We start from the raw sequence: 22,203 nt of genomic DNA on the forward strand, positions 1-22,203 counted from the left end.
ACAAGTCGCCTATTGCCTGATGCAGCCCTGCGCCCGACCGGTGTCGACAAACCGGACGGCGCGGCCGATACCGAGGAATTGCCCCATGAGCAGCCTGTCCGTCTATCACGTCTCCAGCCCTGAAATTCCCAACAAGGTGCTGACCCATTTCGAAGACATTGCCTCGACGCTGGCCGAGCAGGGCGTGCGTTTCGACCGCTGGCAAGCGGCGGCAAAGATCCAGCCCGGCGCCAGCCAGGAAGAAGTGATCAGCGCTTATCAGGAGCAGATCGACAAACTGATGACCGAACGCGGTTACATCACCGTGGACGTCATCAGCCTGAACAGCGACCACCCGCAAAAAGCCGAGCTGCGCGCCAAGTTCCTTGAAGAACATCGCCACGGTGAAGACGAGGTACGATTTTTCGTCGCGGGACGTGGCCTGTTTACCCTGCACATCGACGATTACGTCTACGCGGTGCTCTGCGAAAAGAACGATCTGATTTCGGTACCGGCCGGCACCAAGCATTGGTTCGACATGGGCGAGCACCCTCACTTTGTGGCAATTCGTCTGTTCAACAATCCCGAAGGCTGGGTCGCCAACTTCACCGGCGATGACATCGCCGGCCAGTTTCCGCGCCTGGAGGACTGAGTCGATGTCGATCAAAGTCATTCTTACCGACATCGAAGGCACCACCAGCGCGGTGAGTTTCGTGTTCGACGTGTTGTTTCCCTACGCTGCCAGGCACCTGCCGGACTTTATTCGCCAGAACGCCGACCGTGCCGACGTCGCCGAGCAACTGGAAGCTGTGCGCCGCGACAGCAATGAGCCGCAGGCCGATGTGGAACGCGTCGTCGAGATTCTGCTGAGCTGGATCGCCGAAGACCGCAAAGCCACGCCGCTCAAGGCGTTGCAGGGGATGGTCTGGGAGCAGGGATATCAGGCGGGGCAGTTGAAGGGCCACGTTTATCCGGATGCTGTTGAGGCGCTGAAGCGCTGGCATCAGACAGGCTATCAACTGTTTGTTTATTCGTCGGGGTCGATCCAGGCGCAGAAGCTGATTTTCGGCTGCTCCGAGGCCGGCGACCTGACGCCGCTGTTCAGCGGCTATTTCGACACCACATCGGGGCCCAAGCGTGAAGCGCAGTCGTACAGCAATATTCAACAGGCCATCGGTGTCGAGCCGACGCAGATTCTGTTTCTTTCGGACATCGTCGAGGAGCTGGACGCCGCCCGGGCGGCCGGTCTGCAAACCTGCGGACTCGCCCGAGAAGGTGGGGAGCTGGTCGATCATGTAACGGTCGACAGTTTTACCGGGATCGAACCGGAAGCCTTCTAACGTCGTGACCCACAAGTTTTGAATTCAGGCACAAAAAACAGGCCGTGAAGCGCTCGCTTCACGGCCTGTTGTGCTTTATGCGTTTAAATCAGAGCGAATGGTAGGTCGGCAAAGCAAAGCGCTGCTGGCTTTGCAGCATGCCGATCTGCGGCAGCTCGCTGGCCTGCTCCGCCAAATCGCGGCGAATGGCACTGATCGCCCAGGACAGTTGGTCACCGGCATGCAGCTGCTGATAAGTGAGTGCGCGTTTAAACACTTTGCCGTCGCTGCTACGCAATGTCAGCAGAATCCCGCCATCGGGACGTGGGGCAGTGTTGACTTCGAAGTTGGAGAAGAGGGAGGTAAATTTTTCTTGGATCAGGCTCATGTCTTTCAGCTCCGTATGCACTTGAATGGCAAGCATGCAGAGAGAGTTGCAGCGATTATGCCAGTATTCTTCTTTTGATTAATCCTTATAAATCAATGACTTGAAGAGGAGCGATATTTTAGTTGTCGTGCAATCTGCATGAATGGCCATCGTGCATCCTGCATTTTGCGGGATTGTTATCGTCTCCATGGAACCAAATGCAATAACCGCAATCTCTGGCCGCTTCGCCTGATCCATGGATACAAAACATTGCAAAAACTGCGTGTACAGCCCGAGAAGCGCTGACGTACTTTCAGTTTCGAACCGCGCCTCGCGTGCCGGTTGCCTCACCTGCTTGCCCGACAATAAAAAACCGACCTGCGCGCCAGAGTCGAACGGGGTTTGTCATGCGCCATGCGCCGAGCGACACGATCACCTGGGGCATGATGCTCCGTAAGCTGCCGACTCTTTTTCGAACCATCCCTCGGGTGGTCAAAGGCATGAAGGCCGCCAACGTCACGGATCCGACCCAACCGTGTGGCCTCGGCTGGACGTTCGAGCAAGCAACGCTGCGCAATCCCGGTGGCCCTGCGTTGTTGCAGGACGAGAGGGTGCTCAGTTATGCGCAAGTCAATCAATGGGCCAATCGCATCGCCCATCATTTGTCGGCGCAAGGCATCGTCAAAGGTAATGTGGTGGCGGTGTTCATCGAAAACCGTGCGGAATTGCTGGTGACGATCCTTGCGCTGGCCAAGGTCGGCGCTGTCACCGCGCTGCTCAATACCTCGCAAACCCGCGACACACTTATCCACAGTCTGAATCTGGTGATGCCTGTGGCGATTGTCGTGGGCGAAGAGTTGTTGCCGGTCTATGCCGCCGTGCGCGGACAAGTCGACATTGAGCCGGCCCGCACCTGGTTTATCGCCGATCAGGATACCTTCAGCCATCCGGGCATTGCGCCCGACGGTTACGTCAATCTGATCAGCGCCAGCGCCGATGCGTCCGGTGAAAATCCGGCGAGCAGTCGGCAGATCTTTTTCGACGATCCGTGTTTCTACATCTACACGTCCGGCACCACCGGGTTGCCCAAGGCCGGGGTATTCAAGCACGGGCGCTGGATGCGCAGTTCAGTCAGCTTCGGGTTGATTGCCCTGAACATGCAGCCGGCTGATGTGATTTATTGCCCATTGCCGCTGTATCACGCCACCGGGCTTTGCGTGTGCTGGGGCTCGGCGATCAGTGGCGCTTCGGGATTCGCCATCCGCCGCAAATTCAGCGCCAGCCAGTTCTGGAGCGATGTACGCCGCTATCGCGCAACCACCATCGGTTACGTCGGCGAACTGTGCCGCTATCTGGTGGATCAGCCGCCCAGTGCCGACGACGGCACCCACGGCGTGCGCAAGATGATCGGCAACGGCCTGCGCCCTGGCGCGTGGGTTGAATTCAAGACACGGTTTGCGGTGCGGCACATCTGCGAGCTGTACGCGGCGAGTGACGGCAACATCGGCTTCATTAACATGCTCAATTTCGACAACACCATCGGCTTCTCGCTGATGGCGTGGGAGCTGGTGGCTTACGATCACGACAGCGGACAACCGCTTCGCGAGGTCGATGGATTCATGCGCAAGGTCGCCAAGGGCGAGCCGGGCCTGTTGTTGGCGCGAATCGATGACAAGGCGCCGCTGGACGGCTACACCGATCCGCAGAAAACCGCCAAGGTGGTGCTGGAGGATGTTTTCGAGCCGGGCGATCGTTACTTCAACACCGGTGACCTGCTGCGCAATATCGGTTTCGGCCATGCGCAATTCGTCGATCGACTGGGCGATACCTACCGCTGGAAGGGTGAAAACGTCTCGACCACCGAAGTCGAAAACTTGCTGCTGCAACATCCCAGCATCTGCGAAGCCGTGGCATATGGCGTCGAAGTGCAGAACACCAACGGTCGCGCCGGCATGGCGGCGATCACGCCAACCGAATCCCTCGCCACACTGGATTTCGCCGAACTGCTGGCCTTTGCCCGTCAACGCATGCCGGTTTACGCGGTGCCTTTGTTTCTGCGCGTGAAGGTGAAGATGGAAACCACCGGCACCTTCAAATACCAGAAAACCCGGCTCAAACAGGAAGGCTTCGACCCCGGTCTTGCCGGCGATGACCCAATCTTTGCCTGGCTGCCCGGCAGTCAGACTTATGTGCAGGTGACAGAGCAGATCCTGGCGGATATTCGCGGCGGCAAATACCGCTATTGAATCTGGCTATGAGCATTCTCAAGAAAAAGGGGGTGACAGTTTTCCCCTCGCTCGGGAAACTGTCGGCTTTGCGATTGACCAAAAGTGGAGTTGCCCCATGTCCGACCAAAGCCGCCAGATGACCGAAGACGAAGCCGCCGAATTCACCGAACAGGTGTTCAACAAGGCGCGTGACGGTGACGCGGTGATGCTGGATCGATTGATCGGCGCCGGTCTGCCGGTCAACCTGCGCAACGGCAAGGGCGATACCTTGTTGATGCTCGCCAGCTATTACGGCCATGTCGATGCGGTGCAAGTGCTGCTCAAGCACAAGGCCGATCCGGAATTGCGTAACGGCAATGGCCAGAGCCCGATTGCCGGTGCGGCGTTCAAGGGGGATCTGGCGGTGGTTAAAGCGTTGGTCGAAGGCGGAGCGGAGATTGAGGGTTCGTCTTTCGATGGCCGTACCGCGCTGATGATGGCTGCGATGTTTAACCGTGTTGAAATTGTTGATTACCTGATTGAAAAAGGCGCTGATCCGAAAGCCAAAGATGCCAATGGCATTACTGCGCTGGATGCGGCCCGTACGATGGGCGCCGTTGATACGACGGCGCAGTTGGAAAAGCTGCTCGGCTGAAGGGTTTGATAGATCGCAGCCTGCGGCAGGTGGCTTGTGGGCTGCGATGTGTTGAGTTTCTGCGTTATTCTTCGCGCCCTCAAAATCTCCTTCGCTACAGGATTCACCGCCATGAAAGCCTTACTCGTTGAACTCATCAGCAAAATCAGCTCCGGCTGCATGGGCGAGGACGAGATCCTGAAGGTTGCCGACGAAGCGTCGCAAGCCTACGCCGATGCAGATGCCTTTCTGACCGCCAATCCGGATATCAACTACGACGACACTTTCCCGATGCCTTTGGGGGAGTGGGTGGTAGTGGGCAGCTTGCCGGAGACTGTCCTGTTTCAGGCTGATACTTACGGTGATCTGTTTGCGCAGATCGTGGCGTCGTTTGGCCCCGGTGTTGATTTCAATTTGAAGCCCAAGCAACTGGCAAAGACCGAAGCACTGACGGCGCTGAATCGCATTCAGGTGCAGATGAGCAGCCTGAGCAAGGAGCATGGCGGTTACACGCTGATGAACTTCAGTCAGTTGCTGGATGATGAGCTGCAAATGGTGTTGGTGTATGGCGATGACGTGCCCCGGGTGCTGGAGCTGTGCGCTCAGGCCGGGATTGCGGCAGCGCCTGCGTTGGAGGCCTTGAAGGTCGCTGTTCACGTTTAAAGTGAATAAAACGGAACCCTGGTGAGGGCCGTCTATCCTAAGAGTGCATGTCACTATTTTGGAGCGACACCATGGGTTCCACGTTTAACGGATTGATTGGTCTGATCATTCTTGCCCTGGATATCTGGGCGATTATCAATGTGCTCAAGAGTGGCGCCGGGACTGGGGCGAAGATTCTTTGGGTACTTTTGATTATCTTGCTGCCGGTGCTGGGGTTGATTATTTGGGCGATTGCCGGGCCGCGGGGTAATGTTCGGGTTTGACGTTTTGGGTGTGTACATATTCGGGTGTACATATCCGTTGCTGCGGTAACGGCGGCTTATGGTTTCGCCCTGACGGTCGACTCCCTTTGGCAAACGCCGGAATGCCGGCCCAGCCCAAAGGAAGCAAAGGTCTCGCCCCGGCGTTCGGCCCTCGCAGGCTCGGGTTCCTTCGCTCCGGCGTCCATCCGGGGGCATCGACTTCGTCGATGAGTGCAGCTTCGCTGCCCGGCGCGTTGCGCCAATCCCCGGATGAACACCTCCACTCAGCCTTCCGAAGGGGCGGGTGGATCAAGATCAAGATCAAGAGCTGCTGGCGAGCTGACACTCGGCCTGTTGAGTGGTGAAAAGCGTAAGTGCGGCAGCTCCAATTCTTGTGGGAGCTGGCTTGCCAGCGATGGCGGCCTGACAGCCGACCAATCTCTCACCAGTCAACCCATTCCCCTGTAGGTGCTGCCGAAAGCTCGGGCGCGTTCGGACGATCTTTTGATCTTGCTTTTAAAAAACAACGTCAAAAGATCGCAGCCTTCGGCAGCTCCGACCTGGCGGGTTGGTGTCATCCATCTGACGAAGGTTCGACCTGTCATCTCCCGCAACGTAGAATGCGCGCCTTTCCCGGGCAATCGATCCTTCGATTGGCCTTCATGGGCGGGTAACCGTCCGTTGCCCCCGCATTCATCGGAGCACTTCCCCATGACCACTACCCTGACCGGCGAGTATCTGGAAACCCTTTACGAAGGTTACGGCCAGCGTTTTCGCATGGACAAACTGCTGCACGAAGTGCGCACCGAGCATCAGCATCTGGTGATTTTCGAGAACCCGGTCATGGGCCGGGTGATGGCGCTGGACGGTGTGATTCAGACCACCGAGGCCGATGAGTTCATTTATCACGAGATGCTCACTCACGTGCCGATCCTGGCCCATGGCAACGCCAAGCGCGTGTTGATCATCGGTGGCGGTGACGGCGGTATGTTGCGTGAGGTGAGCAAGCACGCCGGTGTCGAGCACATCACCATGGTCGAGATCGACGGCACTGTGGTTGATATGTGCAAAGAGTTTCTGCCGAATCACTCCAACGGTGCTTATGACGACGCGCGTCTGAACCTGGTGATCGATGATGGCATGCGTTTTGTTGCGACCACCACCGAGAAATTCGACGTGATCATTTCCGACTCCACCGATCCGATCGGACCGGGCGAGGTGTTGTTCTCGGAAAACTTCTATCAGGCGTGCCATCGCTGCCTGAACGAGGGCGGCATTCTGGTAACGCAGAACGGCACGCCGTTCATGCAGATCGGCGAAGTGAAAACCACCGCCGGTCGCTTGAGCAGCTTGTTCCCGGACTGGCATTTCTACCAAGCCGCTGTGCCAACCTACATCGGCGGTTCGATGACGTTTGCCTGGGGATCGACCAACCCGGCCTACCGCAAACTGAGCCGTGAAGCGCTGCAACAGCGCTTCATCGCCAGCGCAATCGTCACGCGCTACTACAACCCGGAAATCCACATTGGCGCATTCGCCTTGCCGCAATACGTCCTTCAAGCCATCGGCAAGCCAAGCAACGACTGACACCACCCCTTGTGGGAGCTGCCGCAACCTGCGGCAGCTCCCACAGGAGATGTCGTTTTCTTCATGTCCGGCGCTGTAATCCTTTTGAACCAACACCCCGGCGTCCAGTCGAGATAGTGGTAAGCCCATTTGCGGGTTTGATCAAGGAGGCACCGATGCAAAAGTGGAAAGTCACTTTCGTGGACGATCATGGTGAAACGGACAACGAGGTCTTCGAGCGCGAGGAATGCCCGAATCACGAGCAAGCCGCGAAGCTCGTCAAGGAACGTCTCCTTCCTGTCGCCGCTGAACTGGATCTGAATGATCTGGAAGGGCGAACCACTGATGCAGGCGTGAAAAACCTGAAAACGCAAAACAGTATTGAAATCCTCAGCATCACTCCCATCTGAAAACTTCTTGTCACGTCAAACCAGGCCTTGGCAATGGCTCTATCTTGGGGCTACTCTGCAAGCGAGATCAGCGAATGATTCGCTAAGGTCTGGTCTTCTCAGCTACATGCTTGTTTTCCCGTCGGCGACACGCGTTGATCTGTTCGATCAGGGGGCGGGATTACGGAAAGTCTATCCATCTATGCGAGGGGGACGATTCATGAGCACAGCCTATCAAGAAGACATCAGCAGCAACGTGCTGCGCCGCATGAAAGAAGGCGGTTTTGATTTTTCCCGGTTCCATCCTATCGAGTTTTACGCCATTTTCCCGACCGAGGAGCGGGCACGCAGGGCGGCGAATCATTTTCATGGGGAGTCCATCAATGCTCAGGTCATCGAGCGTGACGATGGCGCCTGGTCACTGGAATTGAGCAAAGTAATGTACGCGACTTATGGCGGCATCGATGCATTTGAGCTGGGTTTTTCGGCGGTGGTCGAACCGCTGGGCGGCATCATCGAGGGGTGGGGTGTCAAACAGGATGTCAGTCATCGGCGTCGTTTGAACTGACATCTGTTTAACAACAAAAGATCGCAGCCTTCGGCGGCTTCTACAGGTGATACACAACCTGTAGGCACCGCCGAAGGCTGCGATCTTTTGCTTTTAAACAACGCAAAAAAAAGCCACCGCAGAGGGTGGCTAAAAGGGAAGACCGGAAAGGAGCGCAAACCAGTCAGTTTTGCAGCGGTGTGGGCTGGCAATGCAGCCGAAACAGTGATGCCGACACCTTCAGCAACGAAGTTTTGAGCGAATGCGCGGATTATCCGCAGCCATGGCCGGGCAGTGAAATCAACTCTGACTATGCTGGTGATAGGCGGCGGCACTGCGTCGCAATGAAGCGGGGGCGGTTGGCTTGGGGCATTTGTCGCACAGGAATGGTGCGGCACCTCTGGCGTGATAATCCAACCGATTGAAATCAAAGCGTTTCTGCCGATGGCACGGGCCTTGCGAAGGCCTGTATGTCCGGGTGACAAGGAGTACGGCATGATCCGCACCTATTTTGATGAGATGTACGATGCAGGCGGCCAGGTTCGCCCGCATTATCGGGAGTTTGCCCGTTGGCTGGCCGAGACGCCCGATGAGCTTCTGGCACAACGGCGACGCGAAGCCGATCTGTTGTTTCATCGCGCCGGAATCACTTTCACGCTCTATGGGGATGAGCAGGGGACAGAGCGCCTGATTCCGTTCGACACCATCCCTCGCAGCATCCCCGCCAGTGAATGGCGGATTGTCGAGCGCGGCTGCATTCAGCGGGTCAAGGCGCTGAACATGTTTCTCGCTGACCTGTATCACGAGCAGCGCATCATCAAGGCCGGGATCATTCCCGCCGAACAGGTGCTGGCCAACGAGCAATATCAGATAGCGATGCAAGGGCTGGATCTGCACCGTGACATCTATTCGCACATTTCCGGCGTCGATCTGGTGCGTGATGGCGACGGCACCTACTACGTGCTCGAAGACAATCTGCGCACACCGAGCGGCGTGAGCTACATGCTCGAAGACCGCAAGATGATGATGCGTCTGTTCCCCGAGCTGTTCGCCGCCCAGCGCATCGCGCCTATCGACCATTACCCGAACCTGTTGCTCGACACCCTGAAAAGCTCAAGCCCGATCGACAACCCGAGCGTGGTCGTGTTGACGCCGGGGCGGTTCAACAGTGCGTTTTTCGAGCATGCCTTCCTGGCGCGAGAAATGGGCGTGGAACTGGTGGAAGGTGCGGATCTGTTCGTGCGCGACGACAAAGTCTTCATGCGCACCACGGATGGCCCGAAAGCGGTGGACGTGATTTACCGTCGACTCGACGACGCGTTCCTTGATCCATTGGCGTTCAACCCTGATTCGATGCTTGGCGTACCGGGGCTGCTGTCGTCCTATCGCTCTGGCAACGTGGTGCTGGCCAACGCCATCGGCACCGGCGTGGCCGACGACAAATCGGTGTATCCGTTCGTCACCGACATGATCCGTTTCTACCTGGACGAAGAGCCGATCCTGAAGAACGTACCGACCTGGCAATGTCGCAATCCCTCCGAGCTGTCCCACGTGCTGGCGAATCTGCCGGATCTGGTGGTCAAGGAAACCCAAGGCTCCGGCGGTTACGGCATGCTGGTCGGGCCGGCGGCGACCACGGCGGAGATCGATGCCTTCCGCGAGCGGATAAAAGCCAAGCCCCACGCTTACATCGCGCAACCGACACTGTCGCTGTCTACGTGCCCGACCTTTGTCGAAAACGGCATTGCGCCGCGCCATATCGATTTGCGCCCGTTTGTCTTGTCCGGTCGCGAAACCCGGGTCGTGCCCGGCGGGTTGACCCGCGTTGCCCTGCGCGAGGGCTCTCTGGTGGTGAATTCCTCCCAGGGTGGCGGAACCAAGGACACCTGGGTCGTCGAGGATTGAAGGAAGTTTGCCATGCTAAGTAGAACTGCCTCGGATTTGTATTGGATGTCGCGTTACCTGGAGCGGGCGGAAAACCTCGCACGGATGCTCGACGTCAGTTATTCGTTGTCGCTGATGCCACAGGACGGGCGTGGTAACGGTTTGCACGAACTCGCCATGCCGTTGCTGATTACCGGCACCCTGGAAGATTATCTGGAGCGCCACGGCGAATTACACGCCGAACGCTTGCTGCACTTTTTCGCCCTGGATGCCGCCAATCCGGCGAGCATCTACAGTTGCCTCGGCGCCGCACGGGCCAGTGCGCACGCGGTTCGTGGGCGAATCACCGCAGACATGTGGGAAAACATCAACGCCACCTGGCTGGAGATTCGCGGGATCGCCGAGCAAGGTCTCAGCCGTTACGGCATGAGCCGTTTCTGCGAGTGGATCAAGGAGCGTTCACACCTGTTTCGAGGCGCTTCCTACGGCACCATCATGCGGAACGATGCATTTCGTTTCATTCGTTTGGGCACCTTTATCGAGCGGGCGGACAACACTTTGCGCTTGCTTGATGCCCGCTACGAAATGGCTGGCGACCGGGCAGAGCAGGTCAGCGACGGCACTGCTCACGCTTACTACCAGTGGAGCGCTTTGCTGCGCGCCTTGTCGTCGTTCGAGGCCTATACCGAGATTTATCGCGATGCGCCCGGCGCCCGGCAGGTTGCCGAATTGCTGCTGTTGCGCGCCGACGTGCCGCGCTCGCTGCGCGCCTGCACCGAGGAGATCGACCAGATCCTCGCCAGTCTTCCGGGCGCGAACGGACGACCGGCGCAGCGTTTGGCGGCGGAGATGGACGCGCGACTGCGCTACACCGGCATCAATGAAATTCTCGCCGAAGGCCTGCACGCCTGGCTGACCGAGTTCATCCCGCTGGTGCGCCAGTTGGGCAACGCTATTCACAGCTCCTATCTGGAGGCCGCATGAGACTTTCCATTAGCCACGAGACCACCTATCACTATGAAGACCAGGTGCGGGCGAGCATTCAATACTTGCGATTGACCCCTCACGACAGCGAGCGCCAGCACGTGCTCAGTTGGCAACTGGATCTGCCGCGCCCCGTGCGCGCGCAACTAGATCCATTCGGCAACATCCTGCATGTGCTGACCATGGACGAGCCTCATGAAGCGATCATCATTGGCGCGCGCGGGCAGGTGGATATTGATGAGTTGAGCGAGGCCGAGCATGAGAGTCAGTCGGCGCTGCCTTTTTTGCGTGTCACCCGCTTGACCGAAGCGGACGACGCCTTGCGCGCTTTTGCCGAGAAGTCCTGCAAACAACGCCGCGACCGCACGGCACTGATCGATTTGATGCATGGCTTGAACCAGCACATGACGTACACGCCGGGTTCTACCGAAGTCGATACCAGCGCCGCGCAGTCTTTCGCCGGGAAGGCAGGGGTTTGTCAGGATCACACCCACGCGTTTCTGGCGTGCGCGCGCAGCCTGGGAATCCCGTCGCGTTATGTGTCGGGCTATTTGTACAGCGAAAACAGCGAGCACTTGGCCAGTCATGCCTGGGCTGAAGCCTGGCTGGATGACGCTTGGTACAGCTTCGATGTGACCAATGAACTGGCCCGGCCCGAGCGGCATTTGAAACTGGCGGTGGGGCTGGATTACCTCGACGCTTGCCCGGTGCGCGGCATGCGCCGGGGCGGAGGGTGCGAACAGATGCATGCGAAAGTCTTTGTATCGCCGACACCGGTGCCAATCATTTCCGTCCAGCAGCAATAGACCCTTGCGACATGATCGTTCCCACGCAGAGCGTGAGAACGATTATTGTCTAGGGCTTCACCTTTCGCCCGGCCATGTGCTTCAGGTATCCCACCAATCTTTCCAGATCGCCGTCCGGCAACACCTCAGCTGAAAATCCCGGCATCTTCGCTTGTGGCCACTGACGCAAGCTCTGCGGATCGCGAATGTAGCGTTTGAGGAAGTCCGCGCCGAAATACTCGGTCGGGCTGTACGGAATATTCAGATCCGGCCCGAATTGCGCATCGCCGGCGCCGTTCAATCGATGACAAGCCAGGCAATTTTTCTGGAACAGGACAAACCCCTGATTCACCGGGTCATCGGCTTTCAGCGCGGGATCCGGTAGCAGGGCAGGGAAACGTTCGGCGACGGGGGCCATGCGTTTAATGCTGGCGACCTGAAACGGCCACTGTTCCGGGCTGATGTGGTCGGTTTGTGGATTCGTCCACACCAGATAGAACGGTCCGGCACTGGGTTTCGATGATGACAGCGGCGGCCATGGCTGTGCCGGATCCTCGATCGCCAGCCACGCCGTTGACCCCGTTGTGTTGAGCAACGGAGCGGCAGCCAGTTCGGCGGCAAAGCCGTCCAGTGCCACGGCTTGCAGGTGGTCATTCGGTTGTATGCCGGTCAGTAACGCAGCGAGGGGCACGACGCGATAAGTCATGTCCTTCTTGTAGGACACATCGTTTTTTATCGTGAGGGTTTGTGCCTGAGGATGGTTGAGCAATTCCTCGGTCTGCCAGGTGCGGCGGGTCGTGCCCAGCTCGAGATTCAGCTGTGCCGCGGACAGGGACGCACTCAGCAGTAACGTCCCGAATAGAATCAGAGCTTTCAAATGAATCGCCGTCCATGCCGTGCAAGTGCGCAAAGGTTGGCACAGCCACGCTGGCCCGGGTAGCGGGCAGTGACATTTTTAATGGCAATGGCAAAACCTGCCGCTTGAAATCAGCCGATCACCTTGGTCAGATTCGGCAAAATCAACAACAGCGTCGTGGCGAAAAGAATGAGTCCTGCTTGACGAACTTTCGGTTGTTTGAACATGGCTTGACCGCCTTTATTGTTATTTCCTGATGCTTGCCTGCATATCCATGACGGCGAGCGATGCACTTCCTGTTGAGAACGCGTGCCTCGGCAAAACCCGACGGCAACGTCGTACATCTTCACCTTAGAGCCCACGGCCGACTTGGTTTAGATCCATTTCGTATTTATTTAGCGCTCGAATCTATAAAAAAGGTATGAGGCTTATTGCCAGCTTCTTCGCCACCCTTTTGCTAGACAGGTTGCCGACCTGAACCGGTTAAGCAGGTCAGTAATGACCGTCCGTCTGAGCGTGTGCGTCAACGCCTTTGAGCGCTGTGGTCATTGAATCCTTGACCTTGCGGGCCAACAGTGGCGACAGGCAATTCACTCACCGAGCCGGTTCGAGGACGACATGACCCAAGCATTGATTTTCGACGCGTTACGCACGCCCCGTGGCAAAGGCAAGGCCGATGGCGCCTTGCACAGCGTCAAACCGGTCAATCTGGTCGCCGGGCTGCTCACGGCATTGCAGGCGCGTACGGCGCTGGACACCAGCCAGGTCGATGACGTTGTGCTGGGTTGTGTCACGCCGATTGGCGATCAAGGCTCGGACATCGCCAAAACCGCCGTGCAGGTCGCCGATTGGGATGTCAGCGTGGCCGGTGTGCAGATCAATCGGTTCTGTGCGTCCGGACTCGAAGCGGTGAATCTCGGCGCAATGAAGGTGCGTTCCGGTTTCGAGGATCTGGTGGTGGTCGGTGGCGTCGAGTCGATGTCCCGGGTGCCAATGGGCAGCGACGGCGGCGCCTGGGCGCTGGATCCGCAAACCAATCTGCACAGCCATTTCACACCGCAAGGCGTCGGCGCGGATCTGATCGCCACGCTTGAAGGTTTCAGCCGTCAGGACGTCGACGCTTACGCCCTGCATTCGCAACAGAAAGCCGCGCGGGCGAGGGCGGGCGGTTCGTTCAACAAGTCGCTGGTGCCGGTGCAGGATCAGAACGGCATCATCCTGCTCGACCACGATGAATTCATCCGCGCTGACTCGACCCTCGAAGGCTTGGGCAAGCTCAAGCCGAGCTTCGAGATGATGGGGCAGATGGGCTTCGATGCCACGGCGTTGCGGGTTTATAGCCATGTCGAGCGGATCAATCACGTACACACGCCGGGCAACAGTTCCGGGATTGTCGACGGAGCCGCGTTGATGCTGATCGGCTCCGAGGCCAAGGGCCGGGCGCTGGGCCTGCAACCCCGGGCGCGGATCGTTGCCACGGCGGTCACCAGCACCGACCCGACCATCATGCTCACCGGCCCGGCGCCCGCGACACGCAAAGCCTTGGCCAAGGCCGGGTTGCGCGTGGAAGACATCGACCTGTTCGAGGTCAACGAGGCATTCGCGTCGGTGGTGCTGAAGTTCATCAAGGACATGGCCATTGATTCGGCCAAGGTCAACGTCAACGGCGGTTCGATCGCCATGGGCCATCCGCTGGGTGCCACCGGTTGCGCGATCCTCGGCACCCTGCTCGATGAACTGGAAGCCCGACGCCTGCGCTATGGCCTGGCGACGCTGTGCGTCGGCGGCGGCATGGGCATTGCCACCATCATCGAACGCCTCTGACCATCAAGGAATCCAGTCATGACTGACGCCATTCGCTACGAAAAAGGCCAGGACGGCATCGTCCTCCTGACCCTCGACATACCCGGCCAGAGCGCCAACACCATGAACGCTGTCTACCGCGAGGCGATGGCCACTTGTGTTGCCCGTCTGGTCGCGGAAAAGGACAACATTGCCGGGGTCATCATCACCTCGGCGAAGAAGACGTTTTTTGCCGGCGGCGACCTCAACGAGCTGATCAAGGTCGGCAAACCCGAAGCCAAAGCCTTTTATGACAGGGTGCTGAACCTCAAAGGGCAGTTGCGCACACTGGAAACCCTCGGTAAACCGGTGGCGGCGGCGATCAACGGCGCGGCCCTCGGCGGCGGCTGGGAAATCTGTCTGGCTTGCCATCATCGGGTGGCACTGGACGATGCGTCGGTGCAACTGGGTCTGCCGGAGGTGACCCTGGGTCTCTTGCCGGGCGGCGGCGGGGTCGTGCGGATGGTGCGCATGCTTGGCATTGAAAAGGCGTTGCCGTATCTGCTCGAAGGCAAGAAAGTTCGCCCGGTTCAGGCCTTGCAGGCGGGTTTGATTGATGAATTGGCCGCGACGCGCGAGGAGTTGCTGACCAAGGCTCGCGCCTGGATTCTCGCCAATCCGACGGCGGTACAGCGTTGGGATGTGAAGGGCTACCAGATTCCCGGCGGCACGCCGTCAAACCCGAAAGTCGCGCAGATGCTGGCGATTGCGCCGTCGATCCTGCGCACGAAAACCCAGGGCACGCTGCCGGCGCCGGAAAAAATTCTCTGCGCGGCGGTGGAGGGCGCGCAGGTGGATTTCGACACCGCGCACCTGATCGAAACCCGCTACTTCACCGAACTGACCACGGGGCAGATTTCGAAAAACCTCATCGGCACGTTCTGGTTTCAGCTCAATGAAATCAACGCCGGCGGCTCACGGCCCAAGGGCATCGCGCCCTACATCACGCGGCGCGTCGGTGTGCTCGGCGCAGGCATGATGGGCGCAGGCATTGCGTATGTCAGCGCCTGCTCGGGCATCGAAGTGGTGCTCAAGGACGTCAACCTGGCGGCTGCGGAAAAGGGCAAGGCTCATTCGGCGGCGCTGCTCGACAAGAAAGTCGCGCGCGGACAAATGATCGCCGAACAGCGCGAAGCGATTCTGGCGCGGATTCACACCACGCATAACGATGCCGATCTGGTCGGCTGCGACCTGATCATCGAAGCGGTGTTCGAGGATCGTGAGCTAAAAGCCAAAGTGTCTTCGGCGGCGCAGAACGTGGTGGGCGCAGAAGCCGTGATCGCGTCCAACACCTCGACCTTGCCGATTACCGGTTTGGCGGCGGCGGTGCCGGACCCCGCCAAGTTCATCGGTCTGCATTTCTTCAGTCCGGTGGAGAAAATGCCGCTGGTGGAGATCATCAAGGGCATGCATACCAGCGATGAAACCCTGGCGCGGGGTTTCGATTTCGTTCTGCAAATCAAGAAAACCCCCATCGTGGTCAACGACAGTCGCGGCTTCTTCACCTCGCGGGTGTTCGGCACGTTCACCCATGAAGGCATCGCCATGCTTGGCGAAGGCGTGAGCGCGCCGATGATCGAGACCGAAGCGCGCAAGGCCGGGATGCCGGTCGGGCCTTTGGCGATCTCTGACGAAGTTTCCCTCAGCCTGATGAGCCATATCCGTCAGCAAACGGCCAAAGACTTGCAGGCGGAAGGGAAACCGCTGATTGAGCATCCGGCGTTTGCCGTGATTGACTTGTTGCTCAATGAATTCAAGCGGCCGGGCAAGGCAGCAGGAGGCGGGTTCTATGATTATCCGGCGGGTGGCCAGAAGCATCTGTGGCCCGAGCTGAAAACCCGATTCGAAACACCTGGTGGGCAAATTCCTCCCAAGGATGTGCGTGACCGGCTGTTGTTCGTGCAAGCCATCGAAACCGTGCGTTGCGTGGAGGAGGGCGTGCTGACCTCGACGGCGGACGCTAACGTCGGCTCGATCTTCGGCATCGGTTTCGCGGCGTGGACGGGGGGGGCCTTGCAGTTCATCAATCAGTATGGCGTGAAAGATTTCGTCGCCCGTGCGCAGTATCTGGCCGGACAGTATGGCCAGCGATTCAACCCGCCGGCGCTGCTGCTGGAAAAAGCCGCGAAGGGCGAGCTGTTTTAGGCACCGGGAAGCACCTTTCGGGGCTTGCCTTGCCACCGTGTTTCAAGGCAGGCTCTGGGGTGTGCAATATCCCCATCACGTGTCAGGTATTTTTTATGTCGTTACGCATCTGCATTCTGGAAACCGACATTCTGCGTCCGGAACTGATCGATCAATATCAGGGCTACGGCCAGATGTTCCAGCGCCTGTTCTCGCAGCAACCGATTGCCGCCGAGTTCACGGTGTACAACGTGGTGCAGGGCGAATACCCCGCTGAGGACGAGACATTCGATGCGTATCTGGTGACCGGCAGCAAGGCTGATTCTTTCGGCACCGACCCGTGGATCGAAACCCTGAGAGCCTATCTGCTGAACCGCTACGAGCGCGGCGACAAATTGCTCGGCGTGTGCTTCGGCCATCAGTTGCTGGCGCTGTTGCTGGGCGGCAAGAGCGAGCGAGCGACTCAAGGTTGGGGTGTCGGCACCCACAACTACAAGCTCGCGGCCAAGGCGCCGTGGATGAGTCCGGTGCGCGAAGAGTTGACGCTGTTGATCAGCCATCAGGATCAGGTCACCGCGTTACCGGAAAACGCTACGGTGATCGCCTCCAGTGATTTCTGCCCGTTCGCGGCGTATCACATCAACGACCAGGTGCTGTGCTTCCAGGGCCATCCGGAGTTCATTCACGATTACTCGCGCGCTTTGCTGGATCTGCGTCAGGAAGCGTTGGGTCAGCAGATTTACAGCCAAGGCGTGGCCAGTCTGGATCATCAGCATCACGGCGCTACGGTGGCGGAATGGATGATGCGGTTTGTGGCGCACAAGCCGCAAACAGCCCAAAGCTGAAGCATCGCCATCAGGCTAGCTCCTACAAGGGATCTTTGTAACCCCGCAGATCAATTGTAGGAGCCAGCCTGCTGGCGAATCTTCCAGGCAACGCGGTCTTGTCTACAACCACCCCGACTTCTTGAAACTCCCCCACAAAGCCACACATCCCACCGTAATAAATCCCAGCACCCCGTAATAGCCGTAATGCCAAGTCAGCTCCGGCATGTTCTGAAAATTCATTCCGTAGATACCGGCCACCGCCGTCGGGAACGCCAGAATCGCCGCCCACGCAGCGAACTTGCGCTGCACCACGCTTTGCCGCGACGCTTCCAGCAGCACGCCGATCTCGATGGTCTGGCTGGCGATGTCGGCCAGGGTGGTCAAGTCCTCCATCTGCCGCGTGACGTGGATCTGCACATCGCGAAAGTACGGACGCATGTTCTTGTCGATGAACGGGAAACTCAGTTTTTGCAGTTCTTCACCGATCTCCACCATCGGCGCCGCGTATCGACGTAGACGCAACACGTCACGGCGCAGGCTGTGAAGCTTCTGAATGTCGTGTTCGTTTAGTGAACTGCAAAGCACGTTGCGCTCAAGTTCGTCGATCTCGGCATGGATCGCTTCGCCTACCGGCTGATAGTTCTCGATGACAAAGTCGAGCAAGGCATACAGTACGAAATCTTCCCCATGCTCCAGCAACAGCGGACGCGCCTCACAGCGCTGGCGAACATGAGCGTAGGACGCCGAGTGACCATTGCGCGCGGTGATGATGTAACCGTTGCCGGCAAAGATATGGGTTTCGATGAACTGCAGGATGCCGTTCTCGCGCACCGGTGAATACGTAACGATAAACAGCGCGTCGCCGAAGGTTTCCAGCTTGGGGCGGCTGTGCTTTTCCAGCGCATCTTCAATGGCCAGTTCGTGCAGATTGAACTGACGTTGCAGGTTGGACAGTTCCTGCGCGCTCGGCTCTTCCAGGCCGATCCACACAAAGTGACCGGTCTTGGCGGCCCAGGCCGCGCCTTCATCGAGGGAAATATTGGTGATTTTCTTACCGGCGCTGTAAACCGCAGCAGCTACAACTCGACCCATGGTGGTGATTCACTTCTTCTTGGCAGATGGCGGGGACGGCTTCAGCTTAGTCCTGTCACTGCTTGAGAGTCAGTGAAATCTGCGCAGTTCACTGGCCAAAGAAAACCCGCACGGGGCGGGTTTGTTTTTTACGAGGCTTGCAGTTGTCGATCCATCGCATCGACGCACTCACGCATCTGCTCGCGACACTGCTCGATAAGCTTGGGCATGTCATCCATGGTCAGGCCTTGTGTAGGAATAGCCGGCAGCGAACGTATGAGGACGTCTGCGCTGTTCCAGCGATTCAGGCGCATGTGCTTGACGTAATTGCTGACACATACTGGAATAATCGGCACGCCGGCCGCAATTGCCATCTGAAACGCGCCTTTCTTGAAAGGCAGCAATTCTTCCCCAAGGTTGCGCGTGCCTTCCGGGAATACCCAGATTGACGTGTCTTCGTGCTGCAAGGTATGCGTGGTGGTAAGCATCGACTGGCGCGCCTTCTGTGCGTTCCCACGATCGATCAACACATTGCCCGCAAGCCAGAACAACTGGCCGAACAACGGCACCCATTTCAGGCTTTTCTTGCCGATGCACACGGTACGGCGGGGCACTACATTGCCGAAAACGAACAAGTCATAGTTGGACTGGTGATTGGCAATGATCACGCAGCCATTGGGCTTGCTTGCCAACGATGCGACGTCGACCTTCAAGCGCAGGCGCAAAATGCACATCGCGGGAAGCGCATAGAGACGTGCGCACAAGCGGCTGTTGTCTGGATTGAACGGACGGCAAAGGCCAAGCATTACGCCGAGCACCCCGGCGACGATAAAGTGCAGGCTCATCAATAACATACGAAGCAAAAACAGCATTTGAAGGCCCCACCGGAACAAAAGGTGGCGCAGTGTACGGATGTGCACTGTTTTCGGCAATTGCTGCTATAGAGTGCGGAGATGGCCGATGTTTAAGCGCATGTTTCCGAATTGACGGTCAGATGCGGCCTAGAGCCATCGGATCGTTTTAAACCAACGGTTAATAAAAAGCCCGACGCGATGTCGGGCTCCTGGTAGCAGGCAGGAAGGCTTAGCCTGTGTATTGCTGATCCTGAATGATCGCGTTGTCCAGTGTCTCAAGCAGTGCCTTGCGAACTTTCAATTTGGTGTTCTTGTGTGCAGTCATATTGATTTTTTTCAACTGACGCGCCATCGCCAGCGCTGCGCCTTGCAGTTCGTCAGCGGCAACAACCTTGTCGAGGAAACCGGCATCGACAGCGCTTTGCGGATCAAACATTTCGCCATTGATTACCGAGCGATGGAATGCCGAATGGCGCAGGCGATCACGGGCCAGCTCAATGCCGGCGTGGTGCATGGTCATGCCGATCTGCACTTCATTCAGGCCAATACTGAACGGGCCCTCGACACCGATGCGGTAGTCGGCGGACAACAGAATAAAGGCGCCTTTGGCCACGGCGTGTCCCGGGCAGGCGACGATAACGGGAAAAGGATGCGAGAGCAGGCGGCGGGCGAGGGTCGAACCGGCAGTTACCAGCGCCACGGCCTCTTTAGGGCCGGTGGTCATGACCTTCAAATCGTATCCACCGGACAGAATCCCCGGCTGACCGGTAATGATCACCACGGCACGATCAGTCACAGCCTGATCCAGCGCCGTATTAAACGCCGCAATCACATCCGGGGAAATGGCATTGACCTTGCCGTTGCACAGAGTCAGGGTCGCGATACCGTCTTCGAGGTGGTAGGCAATCAGGTCGCTCATGACGCTATTCCTTATAAGAAAGATGCAGCAGACGTTACCCACCGCCGAGAGTCAGGTAAAGCGCTGTGACTGACCCGCCAGTCACCGTTTCCTGGCCAGCCCGGCGTAGCGAGTCCCACTGCGAACGCATCGCCTTCTATCTAGAAGCCTCGGGCTTACCAGAGATTGGCCGGATCGCCATGGTTTCCAATAGGTGCAAACGGGTTATTGCGTTAACCGCATGAAAATTCTGAAAAAAACCTTTGCCATCGGAAAAGCTTTCGACTACATTAGCGCGCCTCGACAGACGCAACGCGAATGACGAGATACGGTGAAGTGTCCGAGTGGCTTAAGGAGCACGCCTGGAAAGTGTGTATACAGGAAACTGTATCGAGAGTTCGAATCTCTCCTTCACCGCCAAATTTGAAACGACTAAACCCCTGAAAATGTTAAAGTTTTCAGGGGTTTTGTGTTTTTAGAGGCGGGAAAAAGGCCCGTATGGGAACATCCATGGGAACGCGCACTAAGATTCTATTGGTTCGCTGCTCAAGTACCCGTGCGTTGCCCCCCACTGATCCCGATGGATAATAAAAGGACCCTCGCGATGCCTATACCGAGTGAATGGGAAGTTGAACAGGCCCGAAAGGCTGTGCAAGAGCGCATTAAAGACGTGAGTGCATCGCCAGATGACGCCCACCTGACGACTACTTTTTTTCGTCTTTCTGGCTATCTTGAAGCCATGGAAGATCAGGAGCTTTTTAGCGAGGAGGAATGCAAAGTTTTATCGGACGAGGCAACTGAAGCGTTTCATCGACGAAGCGCTGAAATCAGACCGCCCAAAAAACGGTTGCCGACTTTCGAGTAACGTGACTCATACAAAAGCCCCCACACCTTGCCCAGTGACTGGGGGCCGTTTTTGAAACCTACCACTGCGGCAACTCGTATTTCTTCCTCACAAAAAAAGTGCAGCCTACGCTCGCGAATTGCTTTCGAATCTACCGTTCACCGCCACGTTCACAAAATAGACGTCCCGGGCTTTTCTAGAGGAAGTAGGGGGGGCTGGCGTCCAAAAAGAGCTATATGTGAAAAGATGATGGGGGTACTGCTGTTAAGATATAATTTCGAAAGCAGGCGCCTGGACTGCTGATCATTAGGGTCGAAGTGGCAACTCAGACTTGGTTGCTCTGTATTTGAATATGGTGTTTGCAGCTTGATTGTTGCGAACTCACGGAAATTTGGATTGCAGCGGATTGTCGCTTTGAAAAATTACACGGAGAACCCGATGAACGTTGAGTCTATTGAGAAAGACTTTAGAACCTTGATCGAAGGTGAAACCGATTTGTTAAACTTGGTGGTAAAGCTGCACTTCTCGATAGATAAGGTACTTGATAAAGCTCTATTTGAAGCACTTCCTATGGCTAACGCAATGGAGCTGAGAAGGGTTTCTTTTTTGTTGAAATTTGATTTTCTTTCTGCTTTGAATGTATTAAATGCAGATGTGCGAAAATTTTTTGATTATTGTAATAGTATAAGGAATACCTTTGCGCATAATCCATATGCTACTTTTCAAGATAAAGACGTAATTAAGGCGAAAAGCTTATTGCTTTCCCATCCTCGCCCGGTCGTTCCTAAGGCATTTAAGGGCGAAAAGGGCAGCGTCGAAGTGTTGAAAACGCTTTTTAGTGTTTGCTTCCTACAAGTAGTGGTATCTTACGAAGTATTATGTAGGCAAAAGGTTCTTGATCTCATCAGTAGGGAGATGACTTTCGAAGCAGCCACCGGTAAAGGGAGAAAGTTTCAAGGCGAAATGTCAGTGCACGCAGAATTTGAGCACAGATGTGTTGAGCGCTTACGTGTTCTTTATCCTGCAATTGAACCAGGTGATTTTTACAAGGAAGCAGCGAAGATATAGTTTTAGTATGTCTGCATAATTTTTTATTTTTGATTTCGCGCCTAATAGTGGTGGCGAATAATACATGCATAGTTTACCCCCTGTCTTCTCTCCGCAGTCCGCTCGATATAGAAGAAGCAGTTGTTCATTGATTAGCTAGCGTTGGTGTGTCGATAGAGTGCGCGCGGCGTCTAGCCTGACCCAGCTCTGAATTGAACGTGGGGCAGGCCATATGCTCATGCGGAACTTGGTAGTAAAAAGATACCGCTACGAT

The 22,203-nt window shown here is 57.1% G+C and carries 22 protein-coding genes, 1 tRNA gene and 1 pseudogene; 18 read left to right on the forward strand and 6 right to left on the reverse strand.

All coding sequences use genetic code 11. The annotated features are described in order from the left end of the window. Positions 1-85: 85 nt before the first annotated feature. Positions 86-631 carry a 1,2-dihydroxy-3-keto-5-methylthiopentene dioxygenase gene (locus tag GIW69_RS19395; RefSeq protein ID WP_236484392.1) on the forward strand — a complete coding sequence of 182 codons (546 nt, stop codon included), beginning with the start codon at positions 86-88 and terminating at the stop codon, positions 629-631. Positions 632-635: 4 nt separating this feature from the next. Further along, entirely contained in the window at positions 636-1,319 is a 684-nt protein-coding gene (gene mtnC / locus GIW69_RS19400) for an acireductone synthase (protein WP_236484393.1), read from the forward strand. 88 nt (positions 1,320-1,407) lie between these two features. Here the strand turns inward: mtnC and GIW69_RS19405 are convergent, their stop codons facing one another. Then, positions 1,408-1,686, reverse strand: a complete 279-nt coding sequence (locus GIW69_RS19405) for a DUF3509 domain-containing protein (protein WP_496570937.1) — start codon at positions 1,684-1,686, stop codon at positions 1,408-1,410. 386 nt (positions 1,687-2,072) lie between these two features. Here GIW69_RS19405 and GIW69_RS19410 point away from each other — a divergent pair, with 386 nt between their 5' ends. The 10 genes from GIW69_RS19410 (at position 2,073) to GIW69_RS19455 (ending at position 11,587) form a co-directional block, all read left to right on the forward strand. After that, complete coding sequence (locus GIW69_RS19410) at positions 2,073-3,911, forward strand: long-chain-acyl-CoA synthetase (RefSeq protein ID WP_236484395.1); 1,839 nt, start codon at positions 2,073-2,075, stop codon at positions 3,909-3,911. A gap of 97 nt (positions 3,912-4,008) precedes the next feature. After that, the gene (locus tag GIW69_RS19415; protein WP_236484396.1) at positions 4,009-4,527 is read left to right on the forward strand and encodes an ankyrin repeat domain-containing protein; all 519 of its coding nucleotides are present in this window, start codon (positions 4,009-4,011) and stop codon (positions 4,525-4,527) included. 111 nt (positions 4,528-4,638) lie between these two features. Next, positions 4,639-5,169 (forward strand): hypothetical protein, encoded by a 531-nt coding sequence (locus GIW69_RS19420; RefSeq protein ID WP_236484397.1) that lies wholly within the window; start codon positions 4,639-4,641, stop codon positions 5,167-5,169. 71 nt (positions 5,170-5,240) lie between these two features. Continuing rightward, positions 5,241-5,432 (forward strand): PLDc N-terminal domain-containing protein, encoded by a 192-nt coding sequence (locus GIW69_RS19425; protein WP_236484398.1) that lies wholly within the window; start codon positions 5,241-5,243, stop codon positions 5,430-5,432. 690 nt (positions 5,433-6,122) lie between these two features. Then, positions 6,123-6,998, forward strand: coding sequence for a polyamine aminopropyltransferase (gene speE / locus GIW69_RS19430; RefSeq protein WP_236484399.1), 876 nt, complete (start codon positions 6,123-6,125; stop codon positions 6,996-6,998). Between the two features lie 155 nt (positions 6,999-7,153). Further along, complete coding sequence (locus tag GIW69_RS19435) at positions 7,154-7,387, forward strand: hypothetical protein (protein ID WP_236484400.1); 234 nt, start codon at positions 7,154-7,156, stop codon at positions 7,385-7,387. 199 nt (positions 7,388-7,586) lie between these two features. After that, complete coding sequence (locus GIW69_RS19440) at positions 7,587-7,934, forward strand: ribonuclease E inhibitor RraB (RefSeq protein ID WP_236484401.1); 348 nt, start codon at positions 7,587-7,589, stop codon at positions 7,932-7,934. Positions 7,935-8,408: 474 nt separating this feature from the next. Next, positions 8,409-9,818, forward strand: a complete 1,410-nt coding sequence (locus GIW69_RS19445; RefSeq protein WP_236484402.1) for a circularly permuted type 2 ATP-grasp protein — start codon at positions 8,409-8,411, stop codon at positions 9,816-9,818. A gap of 12 nt (positions 9,819-9,830) precedes the next feature. Continuing rightward, positions 9,831-10,781 (forward strand): alpha-E domain-containing protein, encoded by a 951-nt coding sequence (locus GIW69_RS19450; RefSeq protein WP_236484403.1) that lies wholly within the window; start codon positions 9,831-9,833, stop codon positions 10,779-10,781. Continuing rightward, positions 10,778-11,587: a transglutaminase-like domain-containing protein gene (locus tag GIW69_RS19455; RefSeq protein ID WP_236484404.1), complete on the forward strand. Its 810-nt coding sequence runs from the start codon at positions 10,778-10,780 to the stop codon at positions 11,585-11,587. Before GIW69_RS19450 ends, GIW69_RS19455 begins: the two co-directional genes overlap by 4 nt. A 49-nt stretch (positions 11,588-11,636) precedes the next feature. Here the strand turns inward: GIW69_RS19455 and GIW69_RS19460 are convergent. Both GIW69_RS19460 and GIW69_RS19465 read right to left on the reverse strand, forming a co-directional pair. Continuing rightward, positions 11,637-12,459: pseudogene (locus tag GIW69_RS19460) on the reverse strand (c-type cytochrome). A gap of 94 nt (positions 12,460-12,553) precedes the next feature. Continuing rightward, positions 12,554-12,766, reverse strand: a complete 213-nt coding sequence (locus GIW69_RS19465; protein WP_236484416.1) for a hypothetical protein — start codon at positions 12,764-12,766, stop codon at positions 12,554-12,556. A gap of 274 nt (positions 12,767-13,040) precedes the next feature. Between GIW69_RS19465 and GIW69_RS19470 the strand changes: the two genes are divergently transcribed. The 3 genes from GIW69_RS19470 to GIW69_RS19480 all read left to right on the forward strand — a co-directional run bounded on the left by GIW69_RS19470 (position 13,041) and on the right by GIW69_RS19480 (position 17,233). Next, positions 13,041-14,246: an acetyl-CoA C-acetyltransferase gene (locus GIW69_RS19470; RefSeq protein ID WP_236484405.1), complete on the forward strand. Its 1,206-nt coding sequence runs from the start codon at positions 13,041-13,043 to the stop codon at positions 14,244-14,246. Positions 14,247-14,264: 18 nt separating this feature from the next. Continuing rightward, a complete protein-coding gene (locus tag GIW69_RS19475) occupies positions 14,265-16,409 on the forward strand; it encodes a 3-hydroxyacyl-CoA dehydrogenase NAD-binding domain-containing protein (RefSeq protein WP_236484406.1) in 2,145 nt (714 codons plus the stop codon). A 95-nt stretch (positions 16,410-16,504) separates the two neighbouring features. Then, on the forward strand, positions 16,505-17,233 hold the full coding sequence (locus tag GIW69_RS19480) for an amidotransferase (protein ID WP_236484407.1): 729 nt from the start codon (positions 16,505-16,507) through the stop codon (positions 17,231-17,233). A 102-nt stretch (positions 17,234-17,335) separates the two neighbouring features. On the opposite strand, the gene GIW69_RS19485 is transcribed toward GIW69_RS19480, so the two are convergent. The 3 genes from GIW69_RS19485 to GIW69_RS19495 all read right to left on the reverse strand — a co-directional run bounded on the left by GIW69_RS19485 (position 17,336) and on the right by GIW69_RS19495 (position 20,059). Further along, complete coding sequence (locus GIW69_RS19485) at positions 17,336-18,307, reverse strand: magnesium and cobalt transport protein CorA (protein ID WP_236484408.1); 972 nt, start codon at positions 18,305-18,307, stop codon at positions 17,336-17,338. A gap of 128 nt (positions 18,308-18,435) precedes the next feature. Continuing rightward, the gene (locus GIW69_RS19490) at positions 18,436-19,158 is read right to left on the reverse strand and encodes a 1-acylglycerol-3-phosphate O-acyltransferase (protein ID WP_236484409.1); all 723 of its coding nucleotides are present in this window, start codon (positions 19,156-19,158) and stop codon (positions 18,436-18,438) included. Positions 19,159-19,369: 211 nt separating this feature from the next. Further along, positions 19,370-20,059, reverse strand: coding sequence for a crotonase/enoyl-CoA hydratase family protein (locus GIW69_RS19495; RefSeq protein ID WP_236484410.1), 690 nt, complete (start codon positions 20,057-20,059; stop codon positions 19,370-19,372). A gap of 309 nt (positions 20,060-20,368) precedes the next feature. Between GIW69_RS19495 and GIW69_RS19500 the strand changes: the two genes are divergently transcribed. The 3 genes from GIW69_RS19500 (at position 20,369) to GIW69_RS19510 (ending at position 21,950) form a co-directional block, all read left to right on the forward strand. Continuing rightward, a tRNA-Ser gene (locus GIW69_RS19500) sits at positions 20,369-20,458 on the forward strand. A 184-nt stretch (positions 20,459-20,642) separates the two neighbouring features. Beyond that, positions 20,643-20,903: a hypothetical protein gene (locus GIW69_RS19505; protein WP_236484411.1), complete on the forward strand. Its 261-nt coding sequence runs from the start codon at positions 20,643-20,645 to the stop codon at positions 20,901-20,903. Positions 20,904-21,320: 417 nt separating this feature from the next. Further along, positions 21,321-21,950, forward strand: coding sequence for a hypothetical protein (locus tag GIW69_RS19510; RefSeq protein WP_236484412.1), 630 nt, complete (start codon positions 21,321-21,323; stop codon positions 21,948-21,950). Positions 21,951-22,203: the final 253 nt, after the last annotated feature.

The sequence above is a fragment of the Pseudomonas syringae genome (assembly GCF_021605415.1).
Lineage (GTDB): Bacteria > Pseudomonadota > Gammaproteobacteria > Pseudomonadales > Pseudomonadaceae > Aquipseudomonas > Aquipseudomonas syringae_S.

Coding starts and splice junctions, on each gene's coding strand:
- GIW69_RS19485 (WP_236484408.1), bottom strand. CDS start 18,307: ATGGGTCGAGTTGTAGCTGCTGCGGTTTACAGCGCCGGTAAGAAAATC.
- speE (WP_236484399.1), top strand. CDS start 6,123: ATGACCACTACCCTGACCGGCGAGTATCTGGAAACCCTTTACGAAGGT.
- GIW69_RS19470 (WP_236484405.1), top strand. CDS start 13,041: ATGACCCAAGCATTGATTTTCGACGCGTTACGCACGCCCCGTGGCAAA.
- GIW69_RS19440 (WP_236484401.1), top strand. CDS start 7,587: ATGAGCACAGCCTATCAAGAAGACATCAGCAGCAACGTGCTGCGCCGC.
- GIW69_RS19405 (WP_496570937.1), bottom strand. CDS start 1,686: ATGAGCCTGATCCAAGAAAAATTTACCTCCCTCTTCTCCAACTTCGAA.
- GIW69_RS19425 (WP_236484398.1), top strand. CDS start 5,241: ATGGGTTCCACGTTTAACGGATTGATTGGTCTGATCATTCTTGCCCTG.
- GIW69_RS19475 (WP_236484406.1), top strand. CDS start 14,265: ATGACTGACGCCATTCGCTACGAAAAAGGCCAGGACGGCATCGTCCTC.
- GIW69_RS19510 (WP_236484412.1), top strand. CDS start 21,321: ATGAACGTTGAGTCTATTGAGAAAGACTTTAGAACCTTGATCGAAGGT.
- GIW69_RS19445 (WP_236484402.1), top strand. CDS start 8,409: ATGATCCGCACCTATTTTGATGAGATGTACGATGCAGGCGGCCAGGTT.
- mtnC (WP_236484393.1), top strand. CDS start 636: ATGTCGATCAAAGTCATTCTTACCGACATCGAAGGCACCACCAGCGCG.
- GIW69_RS19490 (WP_236484409.1), bottom strand. CDS start 19,158: ATGCTGTTTTTGCTTCGTATGTTATTGATGAGCCTGCACTTTATCGTC.
- GIW69_RS19395 (WP_236484392.1), top strand. CDS start 86: ATGAGCAGCCTGTCCGTCTATCACGTCTCCAGCCCTGAAATTCCCAAC.
- GIW69_RS19450 (WP_236484403.1), top strand. CDS start 9,831: ATGCTAAGTAGAACTGCCTCGGATTTGTATTGGATGTCGCGTTACCTG.
- GIW69_RS19455 (WP_236484404.1), top strand. CDS start 10,778: ATGAGACTTTCCATTAGCCACGAGACCACCTATCACTATGAAGACCAG.
- GIW69_RS19480 (WP_236484407.1), top strand. CDS start 16,505: ATGTCGTTACGCATCTGCATTCTGGAAACCGACATTCTGCGTCCGGAA.
- GIW69_RS19420 (WP_236484397.1), top strand. CDS start 4,639: ATGAAAGCCTTACTCGTTGAACTCATCAGCAAAATCAGCTCCGGCTGC.
- GIW69_RS19505 (WP_236484411.1), top strand. CDS start 20,643: ATGCCTATACCGAGTGAATGGGAAGTTGAACAGGCCCGAAAGGCTGTG.
- GIW69_RS19495 (WP_236484410.1), bottom strand. CDS start 20,059: ATGAGCGACCTGATTGCCTACCACCTCGAAGACGGTATCGCGACCCTG.
- GIW69_RS19415 (WP_236484396.1), top strand. CDS start 4,009: ATGTCCGACCAAAGCCGCCAGATGACCGAAGACGAAGCCGCCGAATTC.
- GIW69_RS19435 (WP_236484400.1), top strand. CDS start 7,154: ATGCAAAAGTGGAAAGTCACTTTCGTGGACGATCATGGTGAAACGGAC.
- GIW69_RS19410 (WP_236484395.1), top strand. CDS start 2,073: ATGCGCCATGCGCCGAGCGACACGATCACCTGGGGCATGATGCTCCGT.
- GIW69_RS19465 (WP_236484416.1), bottom strand. CDS start 12,766: ATGTACGACGTTGCCGTCGGGTTTTGCCGAGGCACGCGTTCTCAACAG.